Below are 26,442 nucleotides of genomic sequence, written 5' to 3'. Positions count from 1 at the left end.
GTTGCTCCTTAGCGCTGGCGCTTCAGAAAATCGGGGATGTAATCCTCGTCAGCGAAACGGCCGGGCGTGCTGGTGAGCGTGGAATACGTAGACGGCTGGGGCGCCGGTGCCGGCTCGGGAGCGGCCGTGGAGGCGAACAGGTCCTTACGGTTGAAGTCCATGGCGGACTGCTGGGGCGCATTGACCTTGAAGCCGGTGGCGATGACGGTGATGCGCACGCTGTCGCCCATGCTCTCGTCGATGATCTGGCCGTAGATGATGTTGGCGTTCTCATCGGCGCAGGCCTCGACGGTGCGGGCAGCCTCGTCGACCTCGGTAAGCGTGAGGTCGGGACCGCCGGAGATGGAGAACAGCACGCGGGAGGCGCCGGCGATGGAAGCCTCGAGCAACGCCGAATTGGTGGCCTGCTGCGCGGCGTCGAGGGCGCGGTTCTCGCCGGAGGACAGGCCGATGCCCATCATGGCGGTGCCGGCGTCCTTCATAACGGTGCGGATGTCGGCGAAGTCGAGGTTGATCAGGCCCGGGATGGTGATCAGATCGGTGACGCCCTGGATGCCCTGACGCAGCGTGTCGTCGGCGATGCGGAACGCATCGAGCATGCTGGTCTTCTTGTCGACGATCTCGAGCAGACGGTCGTTGGGGATGACGATGAGCGTGTCGACCTTCTGGGACAGCAGGTCGATGCCCTGTTCCGCCTGGTTGCGGCGGGTGCGGCCCTCGAAGGAGAACGGCTTGGTGACGATGCCCACTGTCAGCGCGCCGATTTCCTCGCGGGCGATCTCAGCGATGATGGGTGCGGCGCCCGTACCGGTGCCACCGCCCTCGCCGGCGGTGACGAAGACCATGTCGGCCTCAGCCAGCGCCTCGCGGATCTCCGCGCGGGACTCCTCGGCGGCCTGGCAGCCGACCTCGGGGTTCGCGCCGGCGCCCAGGCCGCGCGTGAGCTCCTCGCCGATGTGGATGGTCTTATCGGCATCCGACATCAGAAGGGCCTGACGGTCGGTGTTGACGGCGATGAACTCCACGCCCTTGACGCCCGCCTCGACCATGCGGTTAACGGCATTGGTGCCGCCGCCGCCGACGCCGACGACCTTGATGACCGCCAGATGCTCGCCCGAATTGTTTGGCATTGTATTCCTCCACACTATTACGCTTGCTTTGAGCTGCGTTTCACACACTCGTGGTTGTATTCACGTGGGATTATTTTACACAAAGAGGGTGGGTTTGCAACGCTTCGCCCCCCAACGGCAACCACATGCACATATCAGAGCGGCCCGCACGCCTGCGCGCACGGGCCGCTTGGGGCTATAAGGAACGCCACGTGGGCCTATCGGGCGTGCGCACGTTGATGTACGTGACGCCCTCGGGATGCTCCTTCATGATCTGCAGGCACACGCGCTCCTTCTCGCGGATGTTGTCCGCCGTGCCGAAGACGATGTCGGGGCCGTCTTTGATGGTGAGCGTGGTGGATGCGGTTTCGGTGGCCTTCACCGAGGTGACGCGGTCGGCAAGCTCGGTGGTCATGCCGGCCACGATGGCGAGCGCGTTGTTGACGTTGGCATCGGTGCAATACGAGCCGACGGCGGGCTTGGTGCCGTAGGGCACGTCGGTGATGTGCAGCACCGATTCGGCATCCTCGTACACCTTCGAGTTGGTGCGGCGCCCCGCCTCGGAATCGCGATCGGGGATGGGCATGAGCCACATGCCGTCCGATGCGATGGCCCACTGCGTGGAGTTTTGCGCGTTCTCGTTGGGGACCTCCACAACCGCCGTGATGGTGCGTTCGGTGATGTCGATCTGCAGGGTGTTGGGGAACACGCGCTTGATCTTCGCATCGGCGACCCATGCGTCCTTTTTCAGGTTCTCCTTGATGCCCGCGGCGTCCACGCGCAGAAGCGTGGTACCGGCGGGCACGCCGGCAAGCTGCTGCATGTCGGAGGCGGTGAGGTGATCGGCGCCCGAAACCGAAACGCTTTCGATGGTGAACAAGCTGGAGTTGTACACGATGACGGCCGCGATGGCGAGCGCCGCCACCGCGGCGGCAAGGGCACCGAGGCGCACCAGGTAACGCTGGTAGGTCCGTCGCGCCCGCGAGCCGTGGTCGCTCTGGGGAAGGTCGCCTACGCGCACCGATGTGAGCCGGGCGCCAGGCGCCGGGCTGTATGGGCGCTGCGGGCCACGCGGAGGGCGCGACCCGCCGCGGGGCGCCTGAGCGCGCCTATGCGAACCCGAGGAAGCGGACTTCCGGTTGTAATTCGATGCCATACGCCTCGTATACCTTCGACCTTGCCATGTTAATGAGTTCCAACACGTCCTGAGCGGTAGCATTATCCCTGTTCACGATGAAGTTCGCGTGAACTTCGGATATCTGCGCGCCGCCGACGCGCTCCCCTTTGAGCCCCACCTGCTCGATGAGCTGGCCCGCAGACGACCCTTCGGGATTCTTGAACACGCTGCCGCAACTCGGAAGCGTGAGCGGTTGCGTCTTCTTGCGACGGGCGTGGGCGGCCTCCATCTTCCCGCGCAACAGATAGGGGTCGGCGGGCTTGACCGCAAGCTCGCACTCGACGATGACCTCGTCAGGTGCGAACGAGCTTGAGCGGTAACCCCATTGGATATCCGCCGCCTCGCGGCGCACGAGCCCCGAGCTCGGCGATAACGTGGTGACCGAGACCACCCTGTCCGCTATCCCCTGCTCGCGGGTGCCGGCGTTCATGCGCACGGCGCCGCCGACGGTGCCCGGCGTTCCCACCGCGAACTCAAGCCCCGAAAGGCTGCGGCGGAACGCCTCCTGCACAACGCTTGACAGCGGCACCCCGGCGCCCACGATGAAGCTGCAGGTTTCCTCGTCGAAGCGGCATGCGCGGAAATCACGCCCCAGGGCGATGACGACGCCCGGGAAGCCCTCGTCGGAGACGAGCAGGTTCGAGCCGCGGCCAACCGCCACCCACGGGATGGCGCACTCTTGGCAGGCGGCCACCAAGCGCTTGAGCGCGCCGATGGACCCAACCTGCACATAGAAGCGCGCAGGCCCGCCGATGCGGTACATGGTATGACGGCGCATGGGCTCGTCGGGATAGACATCGGCGTCGAAGGCGCTGTCGACGAGCAGCGCCTCAAGCGGCGAGCATGCGTGACGCGCGCACATGGCAGCCTAGCCTCGCGCCTTGAGGAGCGCATCGATGATCTGCGGGCCCATGGCCGTCACGTCGCCGGCGCCCATGGTGATGACCAGGTCGCCCGGCTGGAGCTTGTCCATGAGATGCGGGACGACGTCGACGCGATGTGCCACGAAATCGGCCTGGGGATGGCCCTCGTGCTCGAGCACGACGTTGAGGAACGTCTTTCCGGAAACGCCGGGCACCGGGGCCTCGCCTGCCGGGTAAACATCCATGAAGGTGACGCTGTCGGCCTTGTCGAATGCGGCGCCGAACTCGTCGTGGAGCACCTGCGTGAACAGGGGCGCGCGGGAGTAGCGATGCGGCTGGAAGAGCACATGGACGTGCTTATAGCCAAGCCCCGCCGCGGCGGAGATGGTTGCGGCGATTTCGGTGGGATGATGCGCGTAGTCGTCGACGACGGTGACGCCGCCAACTTCGCCGACCAGGTCGAAGCGACGGCGGACGCCGGCGAAGCCCGAAAGCGCCTGGGCGACCTTGGCCGCATCGAAGCCGAGCGCCCACAGCAGCGTGATGACGCCCGTGGCGTTCAAGACGTTGTGACGGCCGGGGTTCTGCTTGATGGCGCCCTCGACCTGCGTGCCGTCGGGCATGACCGCCGTGTAGCGGCTGCCGATGCCGTGAGGCTCGTAGGAGGTGATGCGCACGTCGCACCCCTCGTTGAAGCCGTACGTGTACATACGACGGCCCTCGGAGCGGGCGATTTCGACCACATGGGGCTCATCGCCGCATGCCACGATGACGCCATCTTCGGGAACAAGGCCCATGAAGTCGTGGAACTTGTCGTAGATCTCATCAAGGTCCTTGTAGTGGTCGAGGTGGTCGGCCTCGATGTTGGTGACGAGCACCGCCTTGGGAGACAGATACGTGAACGACTTGTCGGACTCGTCCGCCTCGACGACGTAATGGTCGCCGGTGCCGGAGTGGGCGTTGGTGCCGTAGGCGCGCACGATGCCGCCGATAAGGAAGGTGGGGTCGGCGCCCAGCGCATCGAGCGCGCTGGCGAGCATGGACGACGTGGTGGTCTTGCCGTGCGTGCCGGCCACGGCGAGCGTATCGAGGCCCACGCCGAGATGCGCGAGCATCTGGGCGCGATGCCAGATCTCAAGGCCGCGACGGCGCGCCTCGATGAGCTCGGGGTTGTTCTCGAGGATGGCCGTGGAAATGACGACGACCGGGTCGCCCTCGGGGATGTTCTCCGCCTTCTGGCCGATGAACACGGTGATGCCGGCCTCGCGCAGCTGCTTGGTGTAACGGCTTTCCTTGATATCGGAGCCCGACACCTGCATGCCCTGGTCGTGGGCCACGCGGGCGATACCGCTCATGCCCACGCCGCCGACGCCGATGAAGTGCACCTGCTTGATGCGCTCTTCGCTCATGTTGCCTGCCTCCTGAAGCCCATGCGCCGAAGCCTTAGCCGCCCGCGGCGCGATGATGTGTAACCCGGGCGCACCCGGGAAACGGGCGGCGCAAAGGCCGCCCGTGCTTGCTCAAACTCTATTATCTTACCCTATTGCGCCGACTTGGAATCGCACGCCTTAAGGACTACATCAGCGAGCAGCCCCGCCGCATCGCGCGTCTTCGCCGCTGCCGCTGCAGCCGACATGCGTTGACGGGCCGCTTCATCCTCGACGAGGGTTTTAAGGTGCTCAGTGAACTGGGCGCCCTCGACGTCGGCGTCGGCCACGAGAAAGGCCGCGCCCGCTTCCACGCATGCGCGGGCGTTCATGGTCTGATGGTCTTCGGTGGCGTACGGGAACGGCACGAGCAGCGCGGGGATATGACGAGCCGAGATCTCGGCGAGCGACGTGGCCCCCGCGCGGCTGACGATGGCGTCGGCGGCGGCCATGGCAAGGCCCATCTGGTCGGTGTAGCCCATGAGGTGCCAGCGCTTTGCCTGTTCGTCGGTCAGGGCCAGCTGCTCAGTGACGCTATCGAGCTCCTTGGGGCCCGTGACGTGCACGATATGCAGGTCGGGATAGCCAAGCAGCATATCCTTGCGTTGCACGATGGCCGCGTTGAGATGGCGGGCGCCCAAGCTTCCCCCGGTGACGAGAAGCATGCGCGCATCCTCGGGGATGCCGAAGGCCGCACGGCCCTCGGCGCGCGTTGCGGCGAACACGCTTGCGCGCACGGGGTTGCCGGTGAACACGACATGGCTTTTGTCGGAAAGCGCTTGGGCGGCGTGGTCGTAAGTCAAGCACACGGCGCGGGCCCTACGAGCCAGGTACTTGTTCGCCATACCCATGACCGAGTTCTGCTCGTGAACCACCACGGGGATACCGCACTGCTCGGCGGCGCGGGCGACCGGGATGCAGACATAACCTCCGAAACCGACCACGCAGTCGGGGTGGACCTCGGAAAACCACTGGCGCGCCAGCTTCGTGGAACGCTGGATCTTGATGATTGCCTTGGGAAGCGTGAGCGGATGATTGCGGTTGAAGCCCGCGGCTTCGAAGGCTTTGTACGGCATGCCCGCTGCGGGGACGAGACGCGACTCGATGCCGCCGGGCGTGCCGGCGAAGAGCACCTCATGCCCGCGCTCGCGCAGCACGTCGGCAAGCGCGAGGGCCGGATTGATGTGGCCGGCGGTACCGCCGCCGGAAAGGACTATGCGCATGATGTCACCTCCGGGATGAAGAATGCGTTGGACGGCGCCGCGCACCTTGCGGGGCGCGCGTGCGCGAATCGGCGCGGCCGCGGCCGCGCGGTACGTTGCGGGAGCTGCTAGGATCGTCGTCGACCGCGCGCACGACACGCAGGTTCGCACGGCGTCGATCGTAGACGGTGGTGGCGTCGGCGTTTCGCGCAATGGCCATGATGATACCGACCATCATGAGCGACGCGATAAGCGACGAGCCGCCTGCGGACACGAACGGCAAGGGCTTGCCCGTGGTGGGCACGAGGCCGATGACGCAGCCCATGTTCAAAAATGCCTGGAACACGAGCATGATGGTGACGCTGCCCGCCACGATGCGCTCGTTGGGCGTTGCCGCGGCGCTCGCGATGCGCATGCCGGCGAACAGGATGCAGCAGAACAACGCGATGACCACGAGCGCGCCGAGCATGCCGAACTCCTCGCCGATGATGGAGAACACGAAGTCGGTCTCGGCCTCGGGGAGGTAGTCGTACTTCTCGCTGGAGTTGCCTAGGCCCACGCCGAACAGGCCGCCCTCGGCGAACGCGTAGAACGAGTGGATGGTCTGGTAGCCGTTGCCCCTGCCGCCTTCGCCGTCGTTCCAAGGGTTGTACACCACGAAGCGGTCCTGGCGATAGCCCGAGCCGAACAAGACGATGGCGATGACCGCAAGGACGGCGACGCCGGCGATGGCGAGCATGAGCTTGCCGGGGGCGCCGCCGAACCACAGCACCGCGTACACGCCCACGAAGATGATGATGGTGGTTCCCAGGTCCGATTGCGTGAACAACAGGAACAACGTGGGGGCGGCCACGTAAAGCGCCGCCCTGATCATGACGGAGTTGAACTCGTCCCCTTCGTTGAGATCGTCCATAAGGTTTGCGGCCATGAGCACGATGGCTATCTTGGCGAACTCCGAGGGCTGCAGCGAAAGCGGACCGATGACGATCCAGCGCTGGGCGCCGAGCGCGGCGGTTCCGAAAAGGAACGTGATAACGAGCAGCGCAACGCATACTCCCCAATAGCCTTTGACGACGGCGCCCTTCCAACCGCTGCGCGGGAGCATGAACCAGATGGCCACGGCGATGAAGATACCGGCCAGGGAGTAGATGAACTGGCTGATAAGCTTCGCCGAAGGGTTTTGCTGAGCGATGTAGTCCGAATACGAGATGGTATCGCGCAGGTACTGGCCCGCCTCGGTGTCGGCATAGTAGTTCGTAGCGGCCTCGGAGAGGATGGTCACCTGCGAGGCCGAGTAGATCATGACGAAGCCGATAAGCGTGAGGGCCACCACGGCCACCACAAGCAGCACCTGGGGCCAGATGACCGATTCTGCATCGGAGCGCCTATTGCGCGCGGAAGCCATGCAAAACCGCCCTTACGCGCCAAGCTTGGCCGCGCGAGCGGCCACGAGCTTCTTGAAGACCTCGCCGCGTTCCTCGAAGGAGTGGAACTCGTCGAACGATGCGCAAGCGGGCGAAAGCAACACCACTTCCCCAGCCTTCGCCTGTTCGAGCGCGACATCGAACGCAGACTCCATGTTGTTCGCCGTGAGCAGCTGGAAATCTGCCGGCGCCTGTGCCCCTTGCTCCTGGAACGCCTGGAAGAAGCGGGCGCCCGCCGCGCCGAAGCACACGACGGCACGCGTGTGTGCATGGGCCGCCGCGACCAGGTCGGCCAGATCGGTGCCCTTGTCGTCGCCGCCGAGCAGCACGATGGGACGGGTATGCGGGAACGCCGCCAGCGCCTTGAGCGTGGCGTCGACGTTGGTGGCCTTCGAATCGTTATAGCATTCGGCGCCGCGCACGGTGCCGCAAGGCTCGATGCGATGCTCGAGCGGGCTGAACGTGGCAAGCGCTTCGCACACGGCCTCGTCGGAAGCGCCGGCGGCCAGCGCCGCCGCGGCGGCGGCAAGCGCGTTGCCGGCGTTGTGCAAGCCCTTGATCTTGAGGCGATCGGCGTTGATGAGGGCATGCTCCTGCCCCTTGAGGGCCACGATGAGCGCGCCTTCGCCGTTGATGAACGCGGCGTTCTCAGAACCGCAACGGGCGCGCATGTCGCCCTGCAGGCCTTCTGCCGTGCCCATGGGCACGATGGCGAAACCGCATCCGCCATCGATGCTGCGCAGACGGCGGACCTCGGCGCGGACGACGTCGTTGGAGGCGTCCATGACCGCGACCGAGCCGGGGACCTGAGCAAGGTTGTCGAGCACCTTCATCTTGGCGGCGGCGTAGTTTTCCAACGTATGGTGCCAATGCAGATGGTCGGGCGTGATGTTGAGCAGCACGGCCACGTTGGGCGCGAACAGCTTCGTGGACGCGAGCTGATACGACGACACCTCGGCCACGTAGACGTCGGTTTCGCCGGCGGCCACGGCGGATATGCACGTGTCGCCGATGTTGCCGACGGCGGCGCTTGCCATGCCCGCGGCGCGAAGCAGATGGTTGGTCAAAGCGGTGACAGTGGTCTTGCCGTTGGTGCCCGTGACGGCGACCCACGTGCTGGAGTCATCGGACTCGCGCCATGCGAGCTCGACTTCGCTGACGACCTCGTCGCTTACGGCAGCGGCCGAGCGGTACAGCTCAGAGAACTCGGAGATGCCCGGGCTTGCGATGCACAGCTCGAAATGCCCGCCGCACGCTTGCGCCAAGCGCTCTACCGCGCCCTCGCCGAACTCGACGATTGCGCCGCGGTCGCGCGCCTTGCCCGCATACGCATCGGAGGCGGCATTGGGCTGCCCGCCGAACACTGCCAGCTGGGCCACGCGGCCACCGAGCTGCGCCATGAGGTAATCGACGGCATCATGGCCGGACTTGCCCAGGCCGAGCACGAGGACGCGGCCCAAGCTTTCAGGAGCGTGTTTTTTGCCTGCAAGCATCTTCTGCCCCTCCATACCCTATGCCACCGCCATCAAGGTTTCTGCGAAGTACACGGCGAAGCCGAGCGCGGCCAGCACGCCGGAGACGATCCAGAAGCGCACGACGACCTTCGTTTCGGACCAGCCCTTCTTCTCGAAATGATGATGAAGCGGGGCCATAAGGAAGATGCGCTTATGGGTTTTCTTGTAGTAGAACACCTGGATCATGACCGACAGGGCCTCGGCCACGAACAGGCCGCCGATGACGAGCACGATGAACTCGGACTTGGTGAACACCGCAAGGCAGCCGAGCGCCATGCCGAGGGCAAGGGAGCCCGTGTCGCCCATGAAGATGTCGGCGGGAAACGAGTTGAACCAGAGAAAGCCCACGCAGGCGCCGGCGAGCGCGGCGGCGAAGATGGCGGAGTCGAGCATGTCGGAGCGGTATGCGATGGCCGCCATGACGATCATGACGATCATGACCGTGCCTGCAGCCAGGCCGTCAAGGCCGTCGGTGAGGTTGACGGCGTTGCACATGCCCATGAGCAGGATGTCCACGAACAGGATGTAGAGCCACGGCACCTCCACGGCGCCGAAATGCGTGGTGAGCACGCCAAGGTCGAACGTGTAGACGAACGGGATCTCGACCGTGGGGGCGATGCCCATCACGTTGACGGCCACCAGGCCGAACACCGTGGCGATGACGAACTGGCCCACCAGCTTGGCTTTCGGAGTAAGGCCCAGGCTGCGCTCCTTGACCACTTTCTCGGCGTCGTCGATAAGTCCCAGGCAGCCCGTGAGGACGGTGGCGATGAGCAGCGCGAACGTTTCAGGCGTGGGATGGCCCACCACGAGCGCCGTGAGGATGACGGAGACGAGCATGATGACGCCGCCCATGGTGGGCGTGCCCTGCTTCACCAAGTGGCTTTCAGGGCCGTCGGCGCGCACCTGCTGACCGATATGGCTAGATTTGAGGAACTTGATCCACGCAGGCATAAGCACCATGGTGACCGCGATGGCGACCACGATGGCCACGAACACCAAAAACGTGGGGTATGACTCGAAGATATCCAACATAGCTATTCAACCAATCCTTCTACCACTTTCTCAAGGGCCATGAAATGCGAGGCCTTCACGAGCACCGCGCTGCCGGAGGCGACGTGTTCGCGAACGTCCGCAAGGGCGGCGGCGCCATCGGCGACCATCGCGATGCGGTCAGCCGGCATGCCGGCCTTTTGCGCGCCGGCCGCGACGCCCTGGGCAAGCTGCCCGACGCACACAAGGCGGTCAAGGCCGCATTCGGCGGCGAAGGCGCCCACTTCCTCGTGAAGCTGCGGCGCGAACGAGCCGAGCTCGCCCATGTCGCCGAGCACCGCGATGCGCGCTCCGGCGACATCGAGCGCGGCGAACGTGGAAAGCGACGCGCGCATGGAATCGGGGTTCGCATTGTAGGCGTCGTTGATGACGGTGAAGCCGCCCGGAGCCTCGATGACCTCTTGGCGTCCCGCCTCGGGCTTGGCGCCCGAAAGCGCCGCTGCAACCTGCGCGGCCTCCATGCCGGCGGCGAATCCGACGGCGGCGGCGGAGCAGGCGTTGGACACGTTGTGCATGCCGCGCAACTCAAGGGCGCATTCCACGCGCACGGGCTCGGGCATACCGTCGAACCCGCAGGCGCACAGCGCAAAACGCGGGCAGCCCGACGCATCGAGACGCACATCCTCGGACCACACGGCAGGACGCGCCGCGTCGGCGGCGGAAAGGGCCGCACGACGCTCGGCGGCCTGAGCGGTGCCATCGTAGAGCACGCACGTGACGCCACGGGAGTCCAGGTTGGCGAACTCGAGCAGCTTCGGGGTCATATCGTTCGCGGCGTTGACGAACGCCATGCCGCCTGCGGGCAACGCCTCGAGCAGCTCGGCTTTGGCGCGCGCGATGTTCTCGCGGCTGCCCAGAAGCTCGATGTGGCTTTCGCCGACGTTGGTGACAAGGCCCCATTGCGGGCGCACGAACCCGCACAGCTCCTCGAGCTGATGAAGGCCGCGCATGCCCATCTCGACGATGACGTTTCGCGTGTCGGCCTGAGCGGCCAGCACGGTGTTGGGGACGCCGAGCTCGTTGTTCTGGTTGCCCTTCGTTGCGCACACGCTGCCGGCGGCGGCGAGCACGTCGCGCACGAGGTTCTTCGTGGTGGTTTTACCCGTGGACCCGGTGATGCCGATGACGCGGCCCTCGAGACGGTCTCGCCATGCGCGCGCAAGCGCCGTGACGGCCGCCTGGGTGTCGGGAACCTGGATAACGGCTGCCCCCGCGGCTGCGATCTGGTCCGCCGAAGCCTGGTCGAGCGCATGCTGTGCGAGCACGCACGCCGCGCCCGCCGCCACGGCGGAGGCGGCGAAGGCATGCCCGTCCACCCGCTCACCGGGCAGCGCAACGTAGAGCGCCCCGGGTTCGACGCTGCGAGAATCCCAGGTCAAGCTGGTGATCTCCGTCTGATCGCTTACAGGGTCGATGGAAAAGGAGCCGCCCGTGGCACGGGCGGCTTCGTCGATGGTGAAACGCATTGGTTACTCACAAGCTCCTTCGCCGAATGCACGTTCAAGCTCCTCGCGGGCGACGACGCGGTCGTCGAAGGAGAGCACTTCCTTGCCCACCAGCTGATAATCCTCATGGCCCTTGCCGGCCACCAGGATGGAATCGCCGGGCTTTGCAAGCTGAATGGCGCGCGCGATGGCGGCGCGGCGGTCGGGCTGCACATCGAAGCGGCCCTCGCCCTGCCCCATGCCCGCCACGATATCGGCGATGATGGCATCGGGGTCTTCGGTGCGGGGGTTGTCGGACGTGACCACGGCATGGTCGGCGGCAAGCGCGGCGCGGCCCATGATGGGGCGCTTGGACGCATCGCGGTCGCCGCCGCAGCCGAACACGCAGATGGTGCGGCCGGGCGTGAGCGCCATGATGGAGCCGAGGGCCTTCTCCAGGGCATCGGGGGTGTGCGCGTAGTCCACGAACACCGACACGCCGCCGTCATGCGGCGTATGCACGCGCTCGAGGCGGCCCGGGATCTGCGGGGCCTCGCGAAGCGCGTCGATGATGGTGGACACGCCGATGCCCAGCTGGATGCCGATACCGAACGCGCACATGATGTTCTCGACGTTGAACTTGCCCACGAGCGGGTAGTCGAACTCATAGTAGGAGCCGCGCACGTTGAGCGTGATGGAGGTGTGCGTGGGATAGTACCGAACATCCTTGGGATGGATGAGCGCCGAGCGGTCGAAGCCCGTGGTGACCACGCTATCACCGGCCTCCGAGCAGCGGCGCAGCAGCTCCTTGCCCCACTTGTCGTCGATGCAGATGACGCGGCGAGCAGGGTAATCCTTGCCGAACAGGCGCGCCTTCGCCTCGAAGTAGGCCTCGAAGGTGTGATGGTAATCGAGGTGGTCTTGCGTCAGGTTGGAGAACGCCGTGACCGCGAACGACGCGGCGTACGTGCGCTCAAGGTCCAGCGCATGGCTGGAAACTTCCATGGCCACCACGTCGCAGCGCGCGTCGCGCATACGGGCGAGCAGATGCTGCAGGTCGGGCGATTCCGGCGTGGTGTGCGAAGACTTCTCATGCACATCGCCGATGACGGTGCCCACGGTGCCGATGACGCCCGTTCGCTTGCCCGCCACGCGGGCGATATGCTCCACCAGATACGTGGTGGTGGTTTTGCCGTTGGTGCCCGTGACGCCCACCAGCGAAAGCGCGCGCGACGGATCGTCGTAGAAGCGCGCCGATGCCTCTGCCATGGCCTTGCGCGTATCGGACACCACGACCTCCGTGACGTCGGTGGCGTCGGCCAAGTAGACCTTGCGCTCCACCACAAGCACCTTCGCGCCATGGTCGATGGCGTCCTGGGCGAAGGTGTGGCCGTCGGTTTTCATGCCGACGATGCAGAAGAACGCGTCGCCGGGCTTGACTTTATCACTTCGATAGGCGATGCCCTCAACCTCATCTTGCGCGTTGCCGATGATGGTGCAGTCCATGCCTTCAAACAGTTCGGTGCAGGTCTTACCCATTTGGATACCTCACTCAGACGTAATCCCGAATCGATCGATTGCTGAAGTCATTATATCCTTAAAGATAGGCGTGACGACACCGTCCCCAGGAACCTCATTTGCGCCCACAAAGCACACTAGCTTGCTTGACGAATCCGCCAAAAAGCCCGTGAACGCCAAGTTGTACACGTTCTTGCGGTAACCGCCGTTCTCCTCGTCGTAGATCTCGGCCGTGGAGGTCTTGCCGGCCACGTTAAACCCGTCGATGGCGGCCTTTGCACCCGTGCCATCGGTGACGACGGTCTTGAGCATCGACTGCATGTCGCCGAGGGCGTCGGTGTTCTCGATGACCTGGGTGGTGCCATAGGCGGGCGTGGTGCCGCTTTGCGGCATGCCGATGAGGAAGTGCGGCACGCACTCGACGCCGTTGTTGACGATGGCGCCGTAGAAGCGCGTCATCTGCAGCGGGGTGACCGACACGCCCTGGCCGAACGAGACGTTGTACGCTTGGACCGCCGACCACTGGTCGTAGGGCGCGAGCATGCCGAGCACGTCGGTGCCCTCCTCCCCTTCGCCGGGATAATCCACTCCGGTGTCCGAGTGCAGGTTGTAGCGGACGATGTGGTTGTACAGCTCCTCGAAGCCCATCTTCTCCGTGGCAAGCGAGATGCCGACGTTGGAGGACTGGTCGAGGATCTGGCGCAGCGCGAACGTGGCGTCGCCGCGCTCGTGGGCGTCGGAGATGGTATAGCCGTCCGCGGTGATCGAGGCCGGGCAGAACAGCTCGGAATCGGGCGTGAGCGTGCCCGTCTCCAAGATGGCCATGGCCGAGACCGACTTGAAGATGGAGCCGGGCTCGAGCAGGTCGGTGACGCACTTGAGCTGCATGGCGCCTTCCTTGACCTCGCTTCGATCGGCGGGGTTGAACAGCGGAAGGGATGCGGCGGCGTAGATCTCGCCGGTGGAGCCGTCCATGAGCACGGCGGAGCCGCCCGTGGCGTTAAGACCTTTGCAGCCCGACGTCAGGGAGTCCTCCACCTGGCGCTGCAACTCGATGTCGATGGACACGACGATGTCCTGCCCGTCGATGGCATCCACCTTCTCGTGCGTGCCGCTGGGGATGAGCTGGCCGGTCTGGCCGTATTCCTGCTCCATGTAGCCGGGCGTGCCGGACAGCACGTCGTTGTACTCCGCCTCAAGGCCGCAGATGCCGTAGTAGTATTCGCGGTTCGTGTCCGAATCCACACCGATGCTGCATGCGCCGACCACCTGGCCGCCCACTTGGGCGTTCGGGTACTCACGACGGCTTTCGGAGACGTAGTGGATGCCCGAGGCGATGGTCTCGGCTTTGCGACCCGCCGCCTTGGCGTCGGCCGTCTCCTTGTTCTGCGCCTCCTCGACGCGCTCGGAGGCCAGCTGCCTGACCTCGTCGCCGACGCTCGTGTCCGCCTTGCGCTTGATGATGGAATAGTACGTGTCGCTGGCGGTGACCTTTTCCAGATAGTCCTTCGCCTCGCCGCCGAGCACCTGCGCGAGGATGCCCGCGGTCAGATTGGGGTCGGACACCTCGGCGGGGTTGACGTAGATAGTCGTCGCGTCGACGCTGGTGGCGAGCACCACGCCGTTGCGGTCGTATATGGTGCCGCGGCGCGGCTCGAGCACGATCTTGGACGTGCGCTGCGCCTGTGCCTGGTCGGTGAACTCGGGGGCCTTTATGACCTGCAGCCACACGAGCTTGCCGAAGAACAGCGCGACGATAAGGCCGAACAGGAACAGCGGCGCGAGTGCGCGCTCGGCATTGAGGAACGCGATGAAGCCCGCGGCGCCGCTTTTAGGCTGGGCGGGCTGGCGGCGGGACGCGCCGCTTCGCGAGCGGGACGCGCGCGCATCGCGCTCGGAGCGGGAACGGCCTTGCCCCGAAGCGCCGTGACGCCCGGAGCGATATGCGCTGCGGGCGTCGGTGCGGCTTGCGTGTTGGCCTGACGAACGGCCGGATCTGCTATTGTTCGCGCGACGCTGGGCATCGCGGGCGCCGCCGTCGTTGCGAGGCGGGCGGTTTCGATTCTGCATAACGGGCTACTCCCCGGCGTTGGTGGCGGTCTCCACGCTGCGGGACAGGGAAAGCGACCCATCGTCGTTGGTGGAAACCACGTCTTCGGGCATGTTGATGGTACCCACTTCCGCAGGCGCCGCCATGCCGAGCTTCTCGGCCTGCATGCGCACGCGGGTGGAGTTGGAAAGCAGGCTTTGCGTGACCTCGAGCGAGCTGCCCTGCGCACGGGCATCATCGATCTGGCTGGAAAGCGCCTGGGATTGCATGGAGGTGGTCACGGTGGCCGCCGAAAGGGTGAGGCTTGCGATGCCCACCAGGGCCAAAACCGCCATGACGATGATCGCCGCCTTCAGCACGAGGCCGGGCGTGACGGTGGAGGCGGGAGCGGCGGAGCGGGTGCGCTGGCCGGGCACGACGGAGATGCGCGTGCGCGGGGCGCGCTCGACGGCGCGTTCGGGATACAGGGAATACGCAGGCTGGGCGCTCATGCTCCACCTCCTTTCGTGTTTCTGCTTCGTTTACGGTGGCACGTTGCGCGAACGGGTTCGCTCGGTTGTCGTGTTGTTGCTGTCGTCGTGCTGCGCTACAGCTTCTGCGCCACGCGCAGCTTGGCGCTGCGGGCGCGGGGGTTGCGCGCTATCTCATCGGCCGTGGGGACGATGGGCTTTCGGGTAAGCACCTTGAGTATCGGCTCCTTGCCGCACATGCACACCGGAAGATCGGGCGGGCAGGTGCAACGGTTCGCGAAGCTTTGGAACATATCCTTGACGATGCGGTCCTCAAGCGAGTGGTAGCTGATCACGCAGATGCGCCCGCCGGGGTTCGCCCAGCGGATGGCAGCTTCCAGGCCGCTTTTCAAAACGTCGAGCTCGCCGTTGACTTCGATGCGCAGGGCTTGGAACGTGCGCTTGGCAGGATGTCCGCCGGCGCGGCGCGCGCTTGCCGGGATGGCCGCCTTGATGACGTCGACCAGCTGCGCGCTCGTTTCAAGCGGGGCCTTCTCGCGGGCGCGGACGATGAAGTCCGCGATGCGGCTGGCCCACCGCTCATCGGAGTAGGAGCGGATGATCCGAGTGAGGTCTGCTGCGTTGTAGGTGTTCACGACCTCTGCTGCGGTTAGGGTGTTTTTCCCCGGATCCATCCTCATATCAAGCGGGCCGTCCTCCTTGAAGGAGAAGCCCCGTGATGGCGTGTCGATCTGAACGGAGGATACGCCGATGTCGAACAAGAACGCGTCAACACCGGGAACATCCACGCTCAGAAGCGCTTCGTCCATGTTGCCGAAGTTGTTGCGCACCAGTTCCAGATGCGGGCGCAGCTCATCGGGCAGCGAGCCGAGTTTGCGGGCGGCCGCGGCAAGCGCCACGTCGTCCTGATCGATGCCGATGAGGGTGCCCCCGCATCCGATGCGCTGGGCAACTTCGAAGGAATGCCCTGCCCCGCCGAGCGTTGCGTCCACGAACGTCTGCTGCGGTTTGAGGTTCAAGTGCTCGAGGCACTCGGGGAGCAGGACCGGTATATGCCGAAACTCTTGGTTTGCCAATTCGCTCACGCCTTCCGATTAGCTGAACAACACGCTCAAGTCGATGTCGTCATCCTGCTCATCGAAGCGCTTTGCGTCCCAGATCTCGAAGTAGCCCGTGTTGCCTAGTGCGACGACGTCCTTGTCGATGCCGGCCTTCTGACGCAGCTCGGCGGGGATGCCGATGCGCCCGGCGTTGTCGACGCTGACGTTGTTGGCGCGGCTCTTCAGCTTGCGACGCAAGCCGACGTGGGCCTTGGACGTGGGGTCGTAGCCGCCGAACTTGCTTTCGAACAGCGACACGATCCAGTCCTCGAACGCCTGAGGCTCGAATGCGTACAGGCACTCGTCATCGGGGCTGAGGGTTACCACCAGATCTTCCGAAAGGACTTTGCGAAACGCGGCGGGCAGGGACATACGGCCCTTGGCGTCTACCTTGTGTCGGTAGGAGCCGTTCATGTCGATCGGCTTGTCGACGCCTTCTGCCATGCCTTCCTTCCGCTGCTTTCCGTTTGTTCCGTTCGGTGTTTGGGATTCTACCCCACTTCATCCCACTTCGCAACATCTTGCGGCACGTTTTGGGCGGTTTTGCACAGGCGTTGACCCCTTGTAACCTGCCTGATTCATTCGTAAAACAGGTGTTTTCGGGGGTGGTTTCCATATGGTGCGCAAGGTGCCTCGCCAACCACAATATATAGATTTGCGTCAGGGCGAAAATGGGGTGGGATGAAGTGGGATTGCATTTGTGCGGATTCGATGGCGTGGGGCGATGTGGGATGAGTGGGGCGGAGTGGGAGGCGTTGGCGCGACGGCTGCCGCCGCGTTGCGGGAGGCGTTGCCCGTTACCCGCCCGCGCATTGCAAGAGACGATACCGGTCACCGTCTTTAACCGACAGCGGGACCGGTTGAATACGGTTGCGGCGCAAAAGATGGCGTCAGAGGCGATGCCCATGAATGGTCGAATCACGTAGCATATGCAAAACGGGCAATTGCTTCGTTGAGAACCGCTCAGCCGCATCTTCGGAGCCGAATATCCGCGGTGCCCACAGCTGTCCGGCTCGTACGTCTTCGCTTTTGAAGCTTACGCGCGCGGGTGCGCGTGCAGGTATTCCTCGCGCAGGTGGCTGCGATCGACGTGGGTGTATACCTGCGTGATGGAGATGTCGGAATGCCCCAGGATGTCCTGGATAACGCGCAGGTCCGCCCCGCCCTGCAGCATATGCGTGGCGAACGAATGGCGCAGCGTGTGCGGATGCAGGTTGTCCACGCCGATGGCAAGGCCCGCGCGCGCCACCACTTTGAACACGCTTTGGCGCGTCAGGCGGCCGCCGCGAGCGTTCAAGAACACGGCATCGGTGGGTTTGGCGTAAGGCTTGCACAGCTGCGGGCGCGCGTTCTCCAGGTAGTCGGCCAACGCGGTTGCCGCCTCACCCGATATCGGGGAGATGCGCTGCTTGCCGCCCTTGCCGAGCACGAGCAGATACCCTTGGTCGAGCATCACGTCGGACAGGTCGAGGCCGCACAGCTCGCTGACGCGCAGACCGCATCCGTAGAGCACCTCGAGCATGGCGCGATTGCGCGCTGCCGCGGGACCGCCCTCCTGCCCCTCAAGCTCTTCGAATAAGCGTTGCACCTGGTCGATGGACAGAACGTCGGGCAGGCGCTCCGGGGTTTTCGGCAGCGGCAGCCCTGCCGCAGGGTTGCTTTCGGTGTAGTCCTCGGCCACGCAAAACCGGTGAAAACCCTTCACCACCGACGCTCTTCGGCACACTGTCGAGGCGGCGTAGCCCTGCGCGAACAGATGCTCCTGGTACGCCACGATGGACTCGCGCGACACCTGCGAGAGCTTCTCGATGCCTTGCGAAGACAGGAAATCCCGGTAGGTTTCCAGGTCGGCCTCATAGGCCTCGATGGTGCACGGCGAACTGCCGCGCTCGATGCGCAGATAGGCGATGTACTCCGCCGCCAAATCGATCAGATCGTCGGTATCGATGCTCTCGTCCACTAGCGCTTCCTTCCCTATCGGTCCATCTTTATATACCCCACCACGCGAAAAGGCCGCCCGATACGGCGGCCTTTTCGCAACAACAACATTATGTAAACCTTTAACCGGTTTAGTCCGAACCCCGGAACCTGCCGGATTACTCGCGATGATCCAGTGCCGCGGCGACGAAGTCGCGGAACAAGGGGTGTGGCCTGGTCGGACGGCTTTTGAACTCAGGATGGCCCTGACTTGCCACGAACCATGGATGGTCGGGCAGCTCGATCATCTCAACCAGGCGACCATCAGGGGAAACGCCTGAGATGACCAGGCCCGCTTCCGCCAAGCGGTCGCGGAACGCGTTGTTCACCTCATAGCGATGGCGATGGCGCTCGTAGATGAGCTCCTCGCCGTATGCCTTGAAGGCCATGGACGCGGGAGCGACCTTGCACGGGTAGGCGCCCAGTCGCATGGTACCGCCCTTGTCCTCGACATCCTCCTGCTCGGGCATCAGGTCGATCACGGGGAACTCGGCGTTCTCGTCGAACTCCGCAGACGTCGCGCCGGGCATGCCCGCCACATCGCGCGCAAACTCGCACACCGCCGCCTGCATGCCCAAGCAGATGCCCAAAAACGGCACGTCATGCGTGCGGGCGTAGCGCACCGCGCAGATCTTGCCCTCGAAGGCGCGCTGGCCGAAGCCGCCGGGCACCAGGATGCCGTCCATGGACCCCAGCACCTCTTCGACGTTGCCGTCATTAAGTTCTTCGCCATCGATAAGATGCACGTTGACCTGGGTGTTGTTATAGACGCCCGCATGATGCAGCGCCTCGATGACCGAAAGGTACGCGTCCGGCAGGCTGGTGTACTTTCCGACGATGGCCACGTCGCAGTCATGCTCCACATGAGCGGCCGCATCCACGAAGGAGCGCAGGGGGCTCAAGTCGATTTGACGCTCGGGAAGGCCCAGGCGATCGAGCACCTTCACGTCGAAACGCTGATCGTACAGGCCGAACGGCACCTCGTAGATAGAAGGGCTATCGGTACACGCGAGCACCTCGTCAGGTCGCACGTCGCAGAACAAGGCGATCTTCTCGCGTACCTTGTCCGAAATCTCGTGGTCGCTGCGGCAGACGATGAAGTCGGGCTGCACGCCGATGGAGCGCAGCTCCTTTACGGAATGCTGCGTGGGCTTGGTCTTCACCTCGTGGGCTGCGGCGATGTAAGGAACCAGCGTGACATGGATGAACAGAACGTCGCCGCGCTCCTTTTCCTTCCTGAACTGACGCGCCGCCTCGATGAACGGCTGGGACTCGATGTCGCCGATGGTGCCGCCGATCTCGGAGATGACGATATCGGCGCCGGACTGATCGGCGATGCGGCGCAGGCGCTCCTTGATGGCCTCGGTGACGTGCGGGATCACCTGCACGGTGCCGCCGAGGAAGTCGCCGCGACGCTCGCGGGCGATAAGGGTCTTGTAAATGGAACCCTGCGTGAAATTCGATTCGCGGGACAGGTTCTCGTCGATGAATCGCTCGTAATGTCCCAGGTCAAGGTCGCCTTCATGACCGTCTTCGGTAACGAAGACCTCGCCATGCTGAAACGGGCTCATGGTGCCCGGGTCCACGTTGAGGTACGGGTCCATCTTCTGCATGGTCACCTTGTAGCCGCGGGCCTTCAGCAAATGCCCCAGGGAGGCGGCCGTGATGCCCTTGCCCAAAGACGACACGACGCCGCCGGTTACGAAAATATGCTTGGCCATAGTTCTCCTTCGCGCTTAGAAACCGGTGTATTTCCCCACCGCCGATCGCGCTGCGCCTAGGCCGATACGCCTGCAGCACGCCAACGGCAAACTCCAAACGTTGGTTTATTGTACGCGCCGCGCAACTTCTCCCGCAGCGCCGCGCAAGCCTTTTAACAGAGGGGAAACGAAACCGAAACGAGATGGACGGCAAGGGAGGCCTCGCCGCCTTTCCGGCTTATGCGGAACCGGCCCAGCAAAGCCGAACGTCATCATGCCGGACCGAAGGACGTGCCACTGCGCTTCTCTTCGCCTTCTTTATCGGACGCGATCGCTCTGGCTTCATCTCCGCTTTTCGCGTGTTGATAGGCACATCTCTTCTCGCTTTCGCGCGCGAGCCTTATACTGGTTCGGTTAAACCTACCGTCATGGAAAGGGGTTGCGCCCATGCGCATCGGTTTCGACAACGATAAATACCTGGCTTTGCAGGCTGAGCATATCCGCGAGAGGATCGGCCAGTTCGGCGGCAAGCTGTATCTGGAGTTCGGCGGCAAGCTGTTCGACGACTACCATGCCTCGCGCGTGCTGCCGGGCTTTCAGCCCGACAGCAAGATCCGTATGCTGCAGCAGATGGCCGAGGACGTTGAGATCATCATCGCCATCAACGCTAACGATATCGAGAAGAACAAGGTGCGCGGCGATTTGGGCATCACCTATGACGAAGACGTCCTGCGCCTGCTGGATATCTTCCGCTCCATGGGTTTCGCCACCGCCGGCGTGGTGATCACCCGCTTCGAGAACCAGCCCAACGCGCTGGCATTCCGTCATCGCCTGGACAGCCTGGGCATCAAGAGCTACCTGCACTACCCCATCGCCGGGTATCCCTACGATACGGCGCGCATCGTCTCGTCGGAAGGCTACGGCAAAAACGAGTTCGTGGAGACCACGCATCCCTTGGTAGTCGTCACCGCCCCCGGCCCGGGTTCCGGCAAGATGGCCACGTGCCTCTCCCAGCTCTACCATGAGCATGAGCGCGGCGTCGAGGCGGGCTACGCGAAGTACGAGACCTTCCCCATTTGGAACCTTCCGCTCAAGCACCCGGTGAACGTGGCGTATGAGGCTGCAACCGTCGACCTGGACGACGCAAACACCATCGATCCTTTCCATCTTGAGGCGTACGGGGAAACCACCGTCAACTACAACCGCGACGTTGAGATCTTCCCGGTGCTCAAGGCCATGATGGAACGTATCCTGGGCACCAGCCCCTACCAGTCCCCCACCGACATGGGCGTGAACATGGCGGGCATGGCCATCGTCGACGACGAGGCATGTCGCGAGGCCGCGAAGATGGAGATCGTACGCCGCTACTTCCAAGCCGCGGTGGACGAGCGCCGCACCGGTTTGCATCACGAGTACGTGGAGCACCTGGAGCTTTTAATGAACCAGGTGGGCGTGGACACGAACTTCTCGCCCGCACGCTCGGCCGCCCTGCTCAAGGCCGAGGCGACCGGCGCTCCGGCTGGCGCCATGGTGCTGCCCGATGGCCGCGTGGTCACCGGCAAAACATCGGACCTGCTGGGCGCTGCCTCCTCGCTGCTCATGAACGCGCTCAAGGGCGTGGCGGGCGTCGACGAGGACCTGTTCGTCATCTCCGACGAGGTTATCGAGCCCATCTGCGACCTCAAGACGTCCACGCTGCACGCGAAGAACCCGCGCCTGCATTCCGACGAGACGCTGCTGGCGCTTTCCGTGTCCAGCGCTACCGATCCGGTTGCCAAGCAGCTGGTGGATGCAGCCGACCAGCTGCGCGGCTGCGATGCGTTCTTCAGCGTGATCTTGAGCCCCACCGACGAGAAGCTCTACCGCACGCTCGGCATCAACATCTGCTGCGAGCCGAAATACGAGCAGCGCAGGTACTTCCACAAGTAGGAGCCAACCACATATTTGCTTGGCGCTCGTCGCCAAGGTACCCACGCCCCGCGAGGTTGCTCGCGGGGCGTTTTTGTTTGGGCAAGCGTTCGCGCGCGATGAGCAGTTTCCGAACCAGGGCGAATTTGAGGGCTTTTGCGGCGCTGCATACGATGCTAGCGATTCAGGCGACCTGCATGCAAAAGGTGCACTTTACCTGGTGTATATCGGTACTTCCTGTTGGGCATATGTTTACATCGGTCTTTCCTATTTACGCAGATTGATGGCTAGTTTGGCCTAGAAATACCTTTACTGCGGTTCCTAGAGGGTTCTAGAGGCAAGCAGGTGAACGAAAGGAAATCACGGTGTCAATGACCAACAACCAAAAAAGCGTGCAGACACTAGCACACACGATAAGATGAGGATATGTTTATTTGGCTGCAAAAATGACCAGCATGCTAGACATGCAACGCCAAACGAGTGCAGCGGTGAAATCCGAACGGGCAATAAACCAGGAATCGGAGTAGAGGGCGCATGACACAACCGTTAGATGAATTCCCTCGAAGAGAGCCTGGCAACGCATGTAGCGCACAGCAAAAGCCGTGCACATATACGCCTGCAAAGGCTTAGCAACAACCCACAACGCGCATCAAGCCGGTTACAGAAAGCAGGGGCAAGCAATTCCAAGAGCCCAAACGCAAACGTGCCTTGCGCTCTTGAAGAGCGCAAGGCACGTTAAGGCTCAATAGGATTCAAAAAGCAGCAAGCAAAGCAATACCACCCTACCGAAGGCGGAACGGCTACCGGCCCAGCTTCCCGCCGATCTTGCGAACGATGGTGTTGATGAAGGCGGCCTCGGGCACGTTAAGCTTGCAAGCCGGTACAAACGTGACGGCCAAGGCAACCAGCCCACCCGCCATGACATACACTAGAGCCTGCACGATAGAACCAGACAGCGGGGAAACCAGCGTCTGCAGCAACCACATCACAGCACCGCCGGCAGCGGCACCGGCACCGCCGAGCAACACGGCCGTAGCCAAGGCGCGCGCTACAGAGCGCAGACCGAATGGGCCCAGGATTCGTCGCAGATATCCGAACAGACACACGTCCAGCACCAAGTAGAACAGCGCCTCGGCAACGGCGATGGAACTGATAGGCATGACATCGGAGTGGCTTGCGGCAAACATGGTCAGGCCGATCTGGACGGCGCCCGCAATGAAATTGAAGCCAGCGAACACGCCCATACGACGAAGGCTGGAGAACGTCTTCTGCAAGTACGTGTTCACGCCGTACAGAGGCAAGGCAACGGCCCACACTGCCAGATACGTGGCGATAGCGGACACGTTCTCCATGGTGAAGGCGCCGGCATGATACAGGGTGACCAGCGGCATGCTGAACACGGCCAGGTACATAGCGAACGGGATCATGAAGAACAGGATCTGATTGGTGCCCGACACGATGCCGCGTTTCACGCCTTCCATGTTCCCTTCCGCCTGCATATCGGAAAGCTCGGTGAACATGGCGGTGGTGATGGGCACGGCCAAGAACGAATACGGCAGCGTGAACCACAGACGCGCGTATGCCAGGATGGAAGGACCGTTGTCAGCGAAGTTGTAAGAAGCGGCGTTTTGCACCGACACGATGGCGAAGGAGCACAGCATGACGAGAACCGCAGGAACGCCGATTCCCAACGTTTCGCGAAGAGAAGGGTCGCGCAGGTTCACGCGCGGGCGGATGCGGATGCCGTTGCGTTTGAGCGCGGGCAGCTGAATAGCCATCTGAATGAACACACCGGCAGGGTTGCCGATGGCGATGATATACAGCGCCAACTGCTGATCGTACGGAGCCACAAATGAATAGGCCAAGAACGTGACGATGACGATCAGGTTGTTCGCCACCGGAGCTATGGATGACCACAGGTAGTCGCGGCTTGCGTTGAGCAGGCCCGACACAATAGCCGAGCATCCATAGAACACGATCTGTATGGCGAAGAACTGGAAGAAGAACACCGAGGTGGCCATCTGCGACTGATCGGAGTAGAAGCTTTGCGTGTAGATGACCGCCGAGGGGAACAGCATGCACAGAAGCGAAACCGCTCCAAGCAGCAGCACCACGAGCGTAAGCAGATTCGAAGCGTATTCGTTGCCGGCACGCTGCCCCAGCTTCTTCTTCACCGAAACGTACACGGGCAAAAACGCGGTGACGATCATGCCGCCGCAGACCAGCTCGTAGAGCTGGTTGGGAAGATTGTTCGCCACCTGATAGGAGCTTGACAACAGCGTGGAACCGAGCGCGAAGGCCATAGCCCAGGTGCGAGCGAAACCGGTGATGCGGGAGATGATGGTGCAGATGCTGATGAGGGCCGCAGAACCGCCGATGGCAGCGGTGGACCCTTGGTCGGCACCGCCCTGAGAGGGACGAGGTTCGCCGGACGAGGATCCCGTCTCATGCAGGGTTTGTTGGGTTTGCGGGGAAGCGGCCGAGGCCGCGAGATCGGCAGAGCGTGTGTGTCGAGCTCGTGCGAGCTTGTCGGACATGAAAATGCGCTTTCTCGTGATGGTATGATTGCTCATCATAGCAAACACGGAAAGAGGCTCCGCATGCACATCCTCATCGTGCGTAATAATTCCAACTCGCAGGCGATCGATGCATCGTTGCTGCTGGTAACGTACCTGGCCACACAGGGAATCGACTACACCGTGGTGGACTCCTCGAAGCTTGCCTCCCCCCTGGCGGCTCCCGAGCTTTCCGAGCTGTTCGATCATGGCGTGGACATGGCGGTGGCCCTGGGCGGGGACGGCACCATCCTGCGCACGGCACGTCAGGTGGGCTTCCATGGTACGCCGATCCTCGGCATCAATTACGGCCGGCTGGGCTTTTTGGCGAACCCGAACGAAGCGGGGGTCATGGAACCGCTGGTTGCAGCGCTTTCCGGCGATGCGGCCCATGAGGTGCGCACGAACCTGGACATACGGGTGGTGTGCGAAGGCGAAGCCGACCCCTATGCCGATGATGGCGCCGGCGCCGAGCCGGACGAACCGCGCGAATTCTTCGCGTTGAACGAGGTAGCCGTCACCCGCGGCGCCAACGGCCGCATCATCGACTTCGGGCTGGGCGTTTCGGGATCGCACCTGGCGAACATGCGCGGCGACGGCTTGGTGGTTGCAAGCGCCACAGGCTCCACTGCCTATGCGCTATCAGCAGGCGGACCGCTGGTGGCGCCGGGCTTCACGGGTCTGGTGGCCGTGCCCATCGCGCCGCACACGCTGCATTCCCGCGCCGTGGTCACCGCACCGTCCGACGTGGTTGAGATGGACCTGTCCGAAAACCAGGATGATCGCGATGCCACCCTGTTCATAGACGGCGAGCTGGTTGAGCTCGACCGACCTTTGCGCCGCCTGTATGTTCGCCGCGGCGACGTGCCCACCACCCTTCTGCGTTACAAGGACGAAGGCTTTTACAACCATGCAGCGAAGGTGTTCTTCTAGAAAACGTCCCTCGCTGAAACGACAAAGGGCGTGCAAGCCTTAGAACAGCTTGCACGCCCTTTCGCGATATGCCGTCGGAACGCTTCTAGCAAGAAAGCTGGTTGATAAGCAGGAAACAGCTCGAGGCGTTGTGCCGCGCAAGCCGCCCACCCCAACCGCCGAGAGCAGCAAAACCCGCATGAAACCTTACAGTTCAACTCGCTCGAAGAACTCCTTGCCAACGCCGCACACCGGGCAGACGAAATCATCGGGCAGCTCGTCGACATACTCCATATGCCCGCAAATGGTGCAACGCCAGGCAACTTTGGGCTGTTCGTCGCCGTTCGACTGTACCGACGCGACGGCGGGCTGCTCTTCACCCAGATAGCTAGACGCCTTCGGAGGCGTCTTGCCGCCCTTAACCTGATGATAGAACGCATACGTCATAGGAGCGGCCGCGTCGGCAACCTTGGCGCACTCCTGCACCTCCCCCACGAACAGCACGTGCGTGCCCAGGTCAAGTTCGGAGACCACCTTCGCAGAAAACCACGCGCAGCATTGCTCCGCCACATAGGGCATACCGGCCTCATCGCGCGCACTTGCATGCTGCGCGAACTTATCGAGTTCAGTGGAGGTGTGGAACCCGAACGTGCCGATGAGCTGCATGTCGGCCTGTTCGGACAAGCAAGATGCCGTGAAGCGACCGGCTTGACGCACGGCGGCCGTGGTGGCGTTCTCCTTGTTCAGCGCCACGCTCACCTGCAAGGGAGATGAAGTGACCTGGGCAAACGTGTTTGCTACGCAACCGTAATCCCTGCCATCGCAACGCGCGCCGATGACATACATGCCATAGCTAAGCGAATGGAACGCCTGCTTATCGAACATAGGAGCCTCCTTAGTCCAGCTTTGCTTGTTTTCACAATAAATGATAATACTTCCTAATAGTATTATCATATCACTCCTGAACCGATAACGGGAAGGGTGGGATGATGACAATCGGAAGGCTGAAGCACCCAAAAACGATGCAGCAAAAAGCAAGGAGCCGAAAGCAACCGGAAA

Annotated in this window: 20 protein-coding genes; 2 read left to right on the top strand and 18 right to left on the bottom strand. The window is 63.3% G+C overall.

The genetic code is table 11. The features are described 5' to 3' along the window. Positions 1-8: 8 nt before the first annotated feature. The 16 genes from ftsZ to SFHG_RS03175 form a co-directional block, all read right to left on the bottom strand. Positions 9-1,130, bottom strand: a complete 1,122-nt coding sequence (ftsZ, locus tag SFHG_RS03250) for a cell division protein FtsZ (RefSeq protein ID WP_042433334.1) — start codon at positions 1,128-1,130, stop codon at positions 9-11. Between the two features lie 175 nt (positions 1,131-1,305). Continuing rightward, on the bottom strand, positions 1,306-2,265 hold the full coding sequence (locus SFHG_RS03245; protein ID WP_081468900.1) for a cell division protein FtsQ/DivIB: 960 nt from the start codon (positions 2,263-2,265) through the stop codon (positions 1,306-1,308). Then, positions 2,219-3,148, bottom strand: a complete 930-nt coding sequence (murB, locus tag SFHG_RS03240) for a UDP-N-acetylmuramate dehydrogenase (RefSeq protein ID WP_042433329.1) — start codon at positions 3,146-3,148, stop codon at positions 2,219-2,221. The genes SFHG_RS03245 and murB overlap by 47 nt, the downstream gene beginning before the upstream one ends. Before the next feature lie 6 nt (positions 3,149-3,154). Continuing rightward, complete coding sequence (murC, locus tag SFHG_RS03235; protein ID WP_042433326.1) at positions 3,155-4,558, bottom strand: UDP-N-acetylmuramate--L-alanine ligase; 1,404 nt, start codon at positions 4,556-4,558, stop codon at positions 3,155-3,157. Between the two features lie 131 nt (positions 4,559-4,689). After that, positions 4,690-5,799, bottom strand: coding sequence for an undecaprenyldiphospho-muramoylpentapeptide beta-N-acetylglucosaminyltransferase (gene murG / locus SFHG_RS03230; protein ID WP_042433323.1), 1,110 nt, complete (start codon positions 5,797-5,799; stop codon positions 4,690-4,692). Positions 5,800-5,803: 4 nt separating this feature from the next. Then, a complete protein-coding gene (locus tag SFHG_RS03225) occupies positions 5,804-7,183 on the bottom strand; it encodes an FtsW/RodA/SpoVE family cell cycle protein (RefSeq protein WP_081468899.1) in 1,380 nt (459 codons plus the stop codon). Between the two features lie 12 nt (positions 7,184-7,195). Beyond that, positions 7,196-8,695 carry a UDP-N-acetylmuramoyl-L-alanine--D-glutamate ligase gene (murD, locus tag SFHG_RS03220; protein ID WP_202898055.1) on the bottom strand — a complete coding sequence of 500 codons (1,500 nt, stop codon included), beginning with the start codon at positions 8,693-8,695 and terminating at the stop codon, positions 7,196-7,198. Between the two features lie 18 nt (positions 8,696-8,713). Then, on the bottom strand, positions 8,714-9,751 hold the full coding sequence (gene mraY, locus SFHG_RS03215) for a phospho-N-acetylmuramoyl-pentapeptide-transferase (protein WP_042433317.1): 1,038 nt from the start codon (positions 9,749-9,751) through the stop codon (positions 8,714-8,716). Positions 9,752-9,753: 2 nt separating this feature from the next. Beyond that, positions 9,754-11,235, bottom strand: coding sequence for a UDP-N-acetylmuramoyl-tripeptide--D-alanyl-D-alanine ligase (locus SFHG_RS03210; protein WP_042433315.1), 1,482 nt, complete (start codon positions 11,233-11,235; stop codon positions 9,754-9,756). Between the two features lie 3 nt (positions 11,236-11,238). Next, positions 11,239-12,732: a UDP-N-acetylmuramoyl-L-alanyl-D-glutamate--2,6-diaminopimelate ligase gene (locus tag SFHG_RS03205; protein ID WP_042433313.1), complete on the bottom strand. Its 1,494-nt coding sequence runs from the start codon at positions 12,730-12,732 to the stop codon at positions 11,239-11,241. Positions 12,733-12,741: 9 nt separating this feature from the next. Beyond that, positions 12,742-14,781: a peptidoglycan D,D-transpeptidase FtsI family protein gene (locus tag SFHG_RS03200; protein WP_081468898.1), complete on the bottom strand. Its 2,040-nt coding sequence runs from the start codon at positions 14,779-14,781 to the stop codon at positions 12,742-12,744. 6 nt (positions 14,782-14,787) lie between these two features. Beyond that, positions 14,788-15,252, bottom strand: coding sequence for a cell division protein FtsL (locus SFHG_RS03195; RefSeq protein ID WP_042433310.1), 465 nt, complete (start codon positions 15,250-15,252; stop codon positions 14,788-14,790). A gap of 95 nt (positions 15,253-15,347) precedes the next feature. Further along, positions 15,348-16,307 (bottom strand): 16S rRNA (cytosine(1402)-N(4))-methyltransferase RsmH, encoded by a 960-nt coding sequence (gene rsmH, locus SFHG_RS03190; RefSeq protein WP_202898054.1) that lies wholly within the window; start codon positions 16,305-16,307, stop codon positions 15,348-15,350. An 18-nt stretch (positions 16,308-16,325) separates the two neighbouring features. Then, the gene (locus tag SFHG_RS03185) at positions 16,326-16,775 is read right to left on the bottom strand and encodes a division/cell wall cluster transcriptional repressor MraZ (protein ID WP_042433305.1); all 450 of its coding nucleotides are present in this window, start codon (positions 16,773-16,775) and stop codon (positions 16,326-16,328) included. Positions 16,776-17,367: 592 nt separating this feature from the next. Further along, positions 17,368-18,291 (bottom strand): site-specific tyrosine recombinase, encoded by a 924-nt coding sequence (locus tag SFHG_RS03180; RefSeq protein ID WP_238318254.1) that lies wholly within the window; start codon positions 18,289-18,291, stop codon positions 17,368-17,370. Between the two features lie 136 nt (positions 18,292-18,427). Further along, positions 18,428-20,029, bottom strand: coding sequence for a CTP synthase (locus tag SFHG_RS03175; RefSeq protein WP_042433303.1), 1,602 nt, complete (start codon positions 20,027-20,029; stop codon positions 18,428-18,430). A 426-nt stretch (positions 20,030-20,455) separates the two neighbouring features. Here SFHG_RS03175 and SFHG_RS03170 point away from each other — a divergent pair, with 426 nt between their 5' ends. Next, entirely contained in the window at positions 20,456-21,937 is a 1,482-nt protein-coding gene (locus tag SFHG_RS03170) for a DUF1846 domain-containing protein (protein WP_042433299.1), read from the top strand. 779 nt (positions 21,938-22,716) lie between these two features. Here the strand turns inward: SFHG_RS03170 and murJ are convergent. Then, a complete protein-coding gene (gene murJ / locus SFHG_RS03165; protein ID WP_202898053.1) occupies positions 22,717-24,453 on the bottom strand; it encodes a murein biosynthesis integral membrane protein MurJ in 1,737 nt (578 codons plus the stop codon). Between the two features lie 63 nt (positions 24,454-24,516). On the opposite strand from murJ, the gene SFHG_RS03160 reads away from it, so the two are divergent. Continuing rightward, positions 24,517-25,404 carry an NAD(+)/NADH kinase gene (locus SFHG_RS03160; RefSeq protein ID WP_042433296.1) on the top strand — a complete coding sequence of 296 codons (888 nt, stop codon included), beginning with the start codon at positions 24,517-24,519 and terminating at the stop codon, positions 25,402-25,404. Between the two features lie 186 nt (positions 25,405-25,590). Here SFHG_RS03160 and SFHG_RS11080 read toward each other — a convergent pair whose 3' ends face one another. Further along, positions 25,591-26,268 (bottom strand): flavin reductase, encoded by a 678-nt coding sequence (locus SFHG_RS11080; protein ID WP_042433293.1) that lies wholly within the window; start codon positions 26,266-26,268, stop codon positions 25,591-25,593. Positions 26,269-26,442: the final 174 nt, after the last annotated feature.

Source organism: Senegalimassilia anaerobia JC110 (genome assembly GCF_000236865.1).
Classification (GTDB): domain Bacteria; phylum Actinomycetota; class Coriobacteriia; order Coriobacteriales; family Eggerthellaceae; genus Senegalimassilia; species Senegalimassilia anaerobia.
This window is presented reverse-complemented; position numbering and strand designations above follow the sequence as displayed.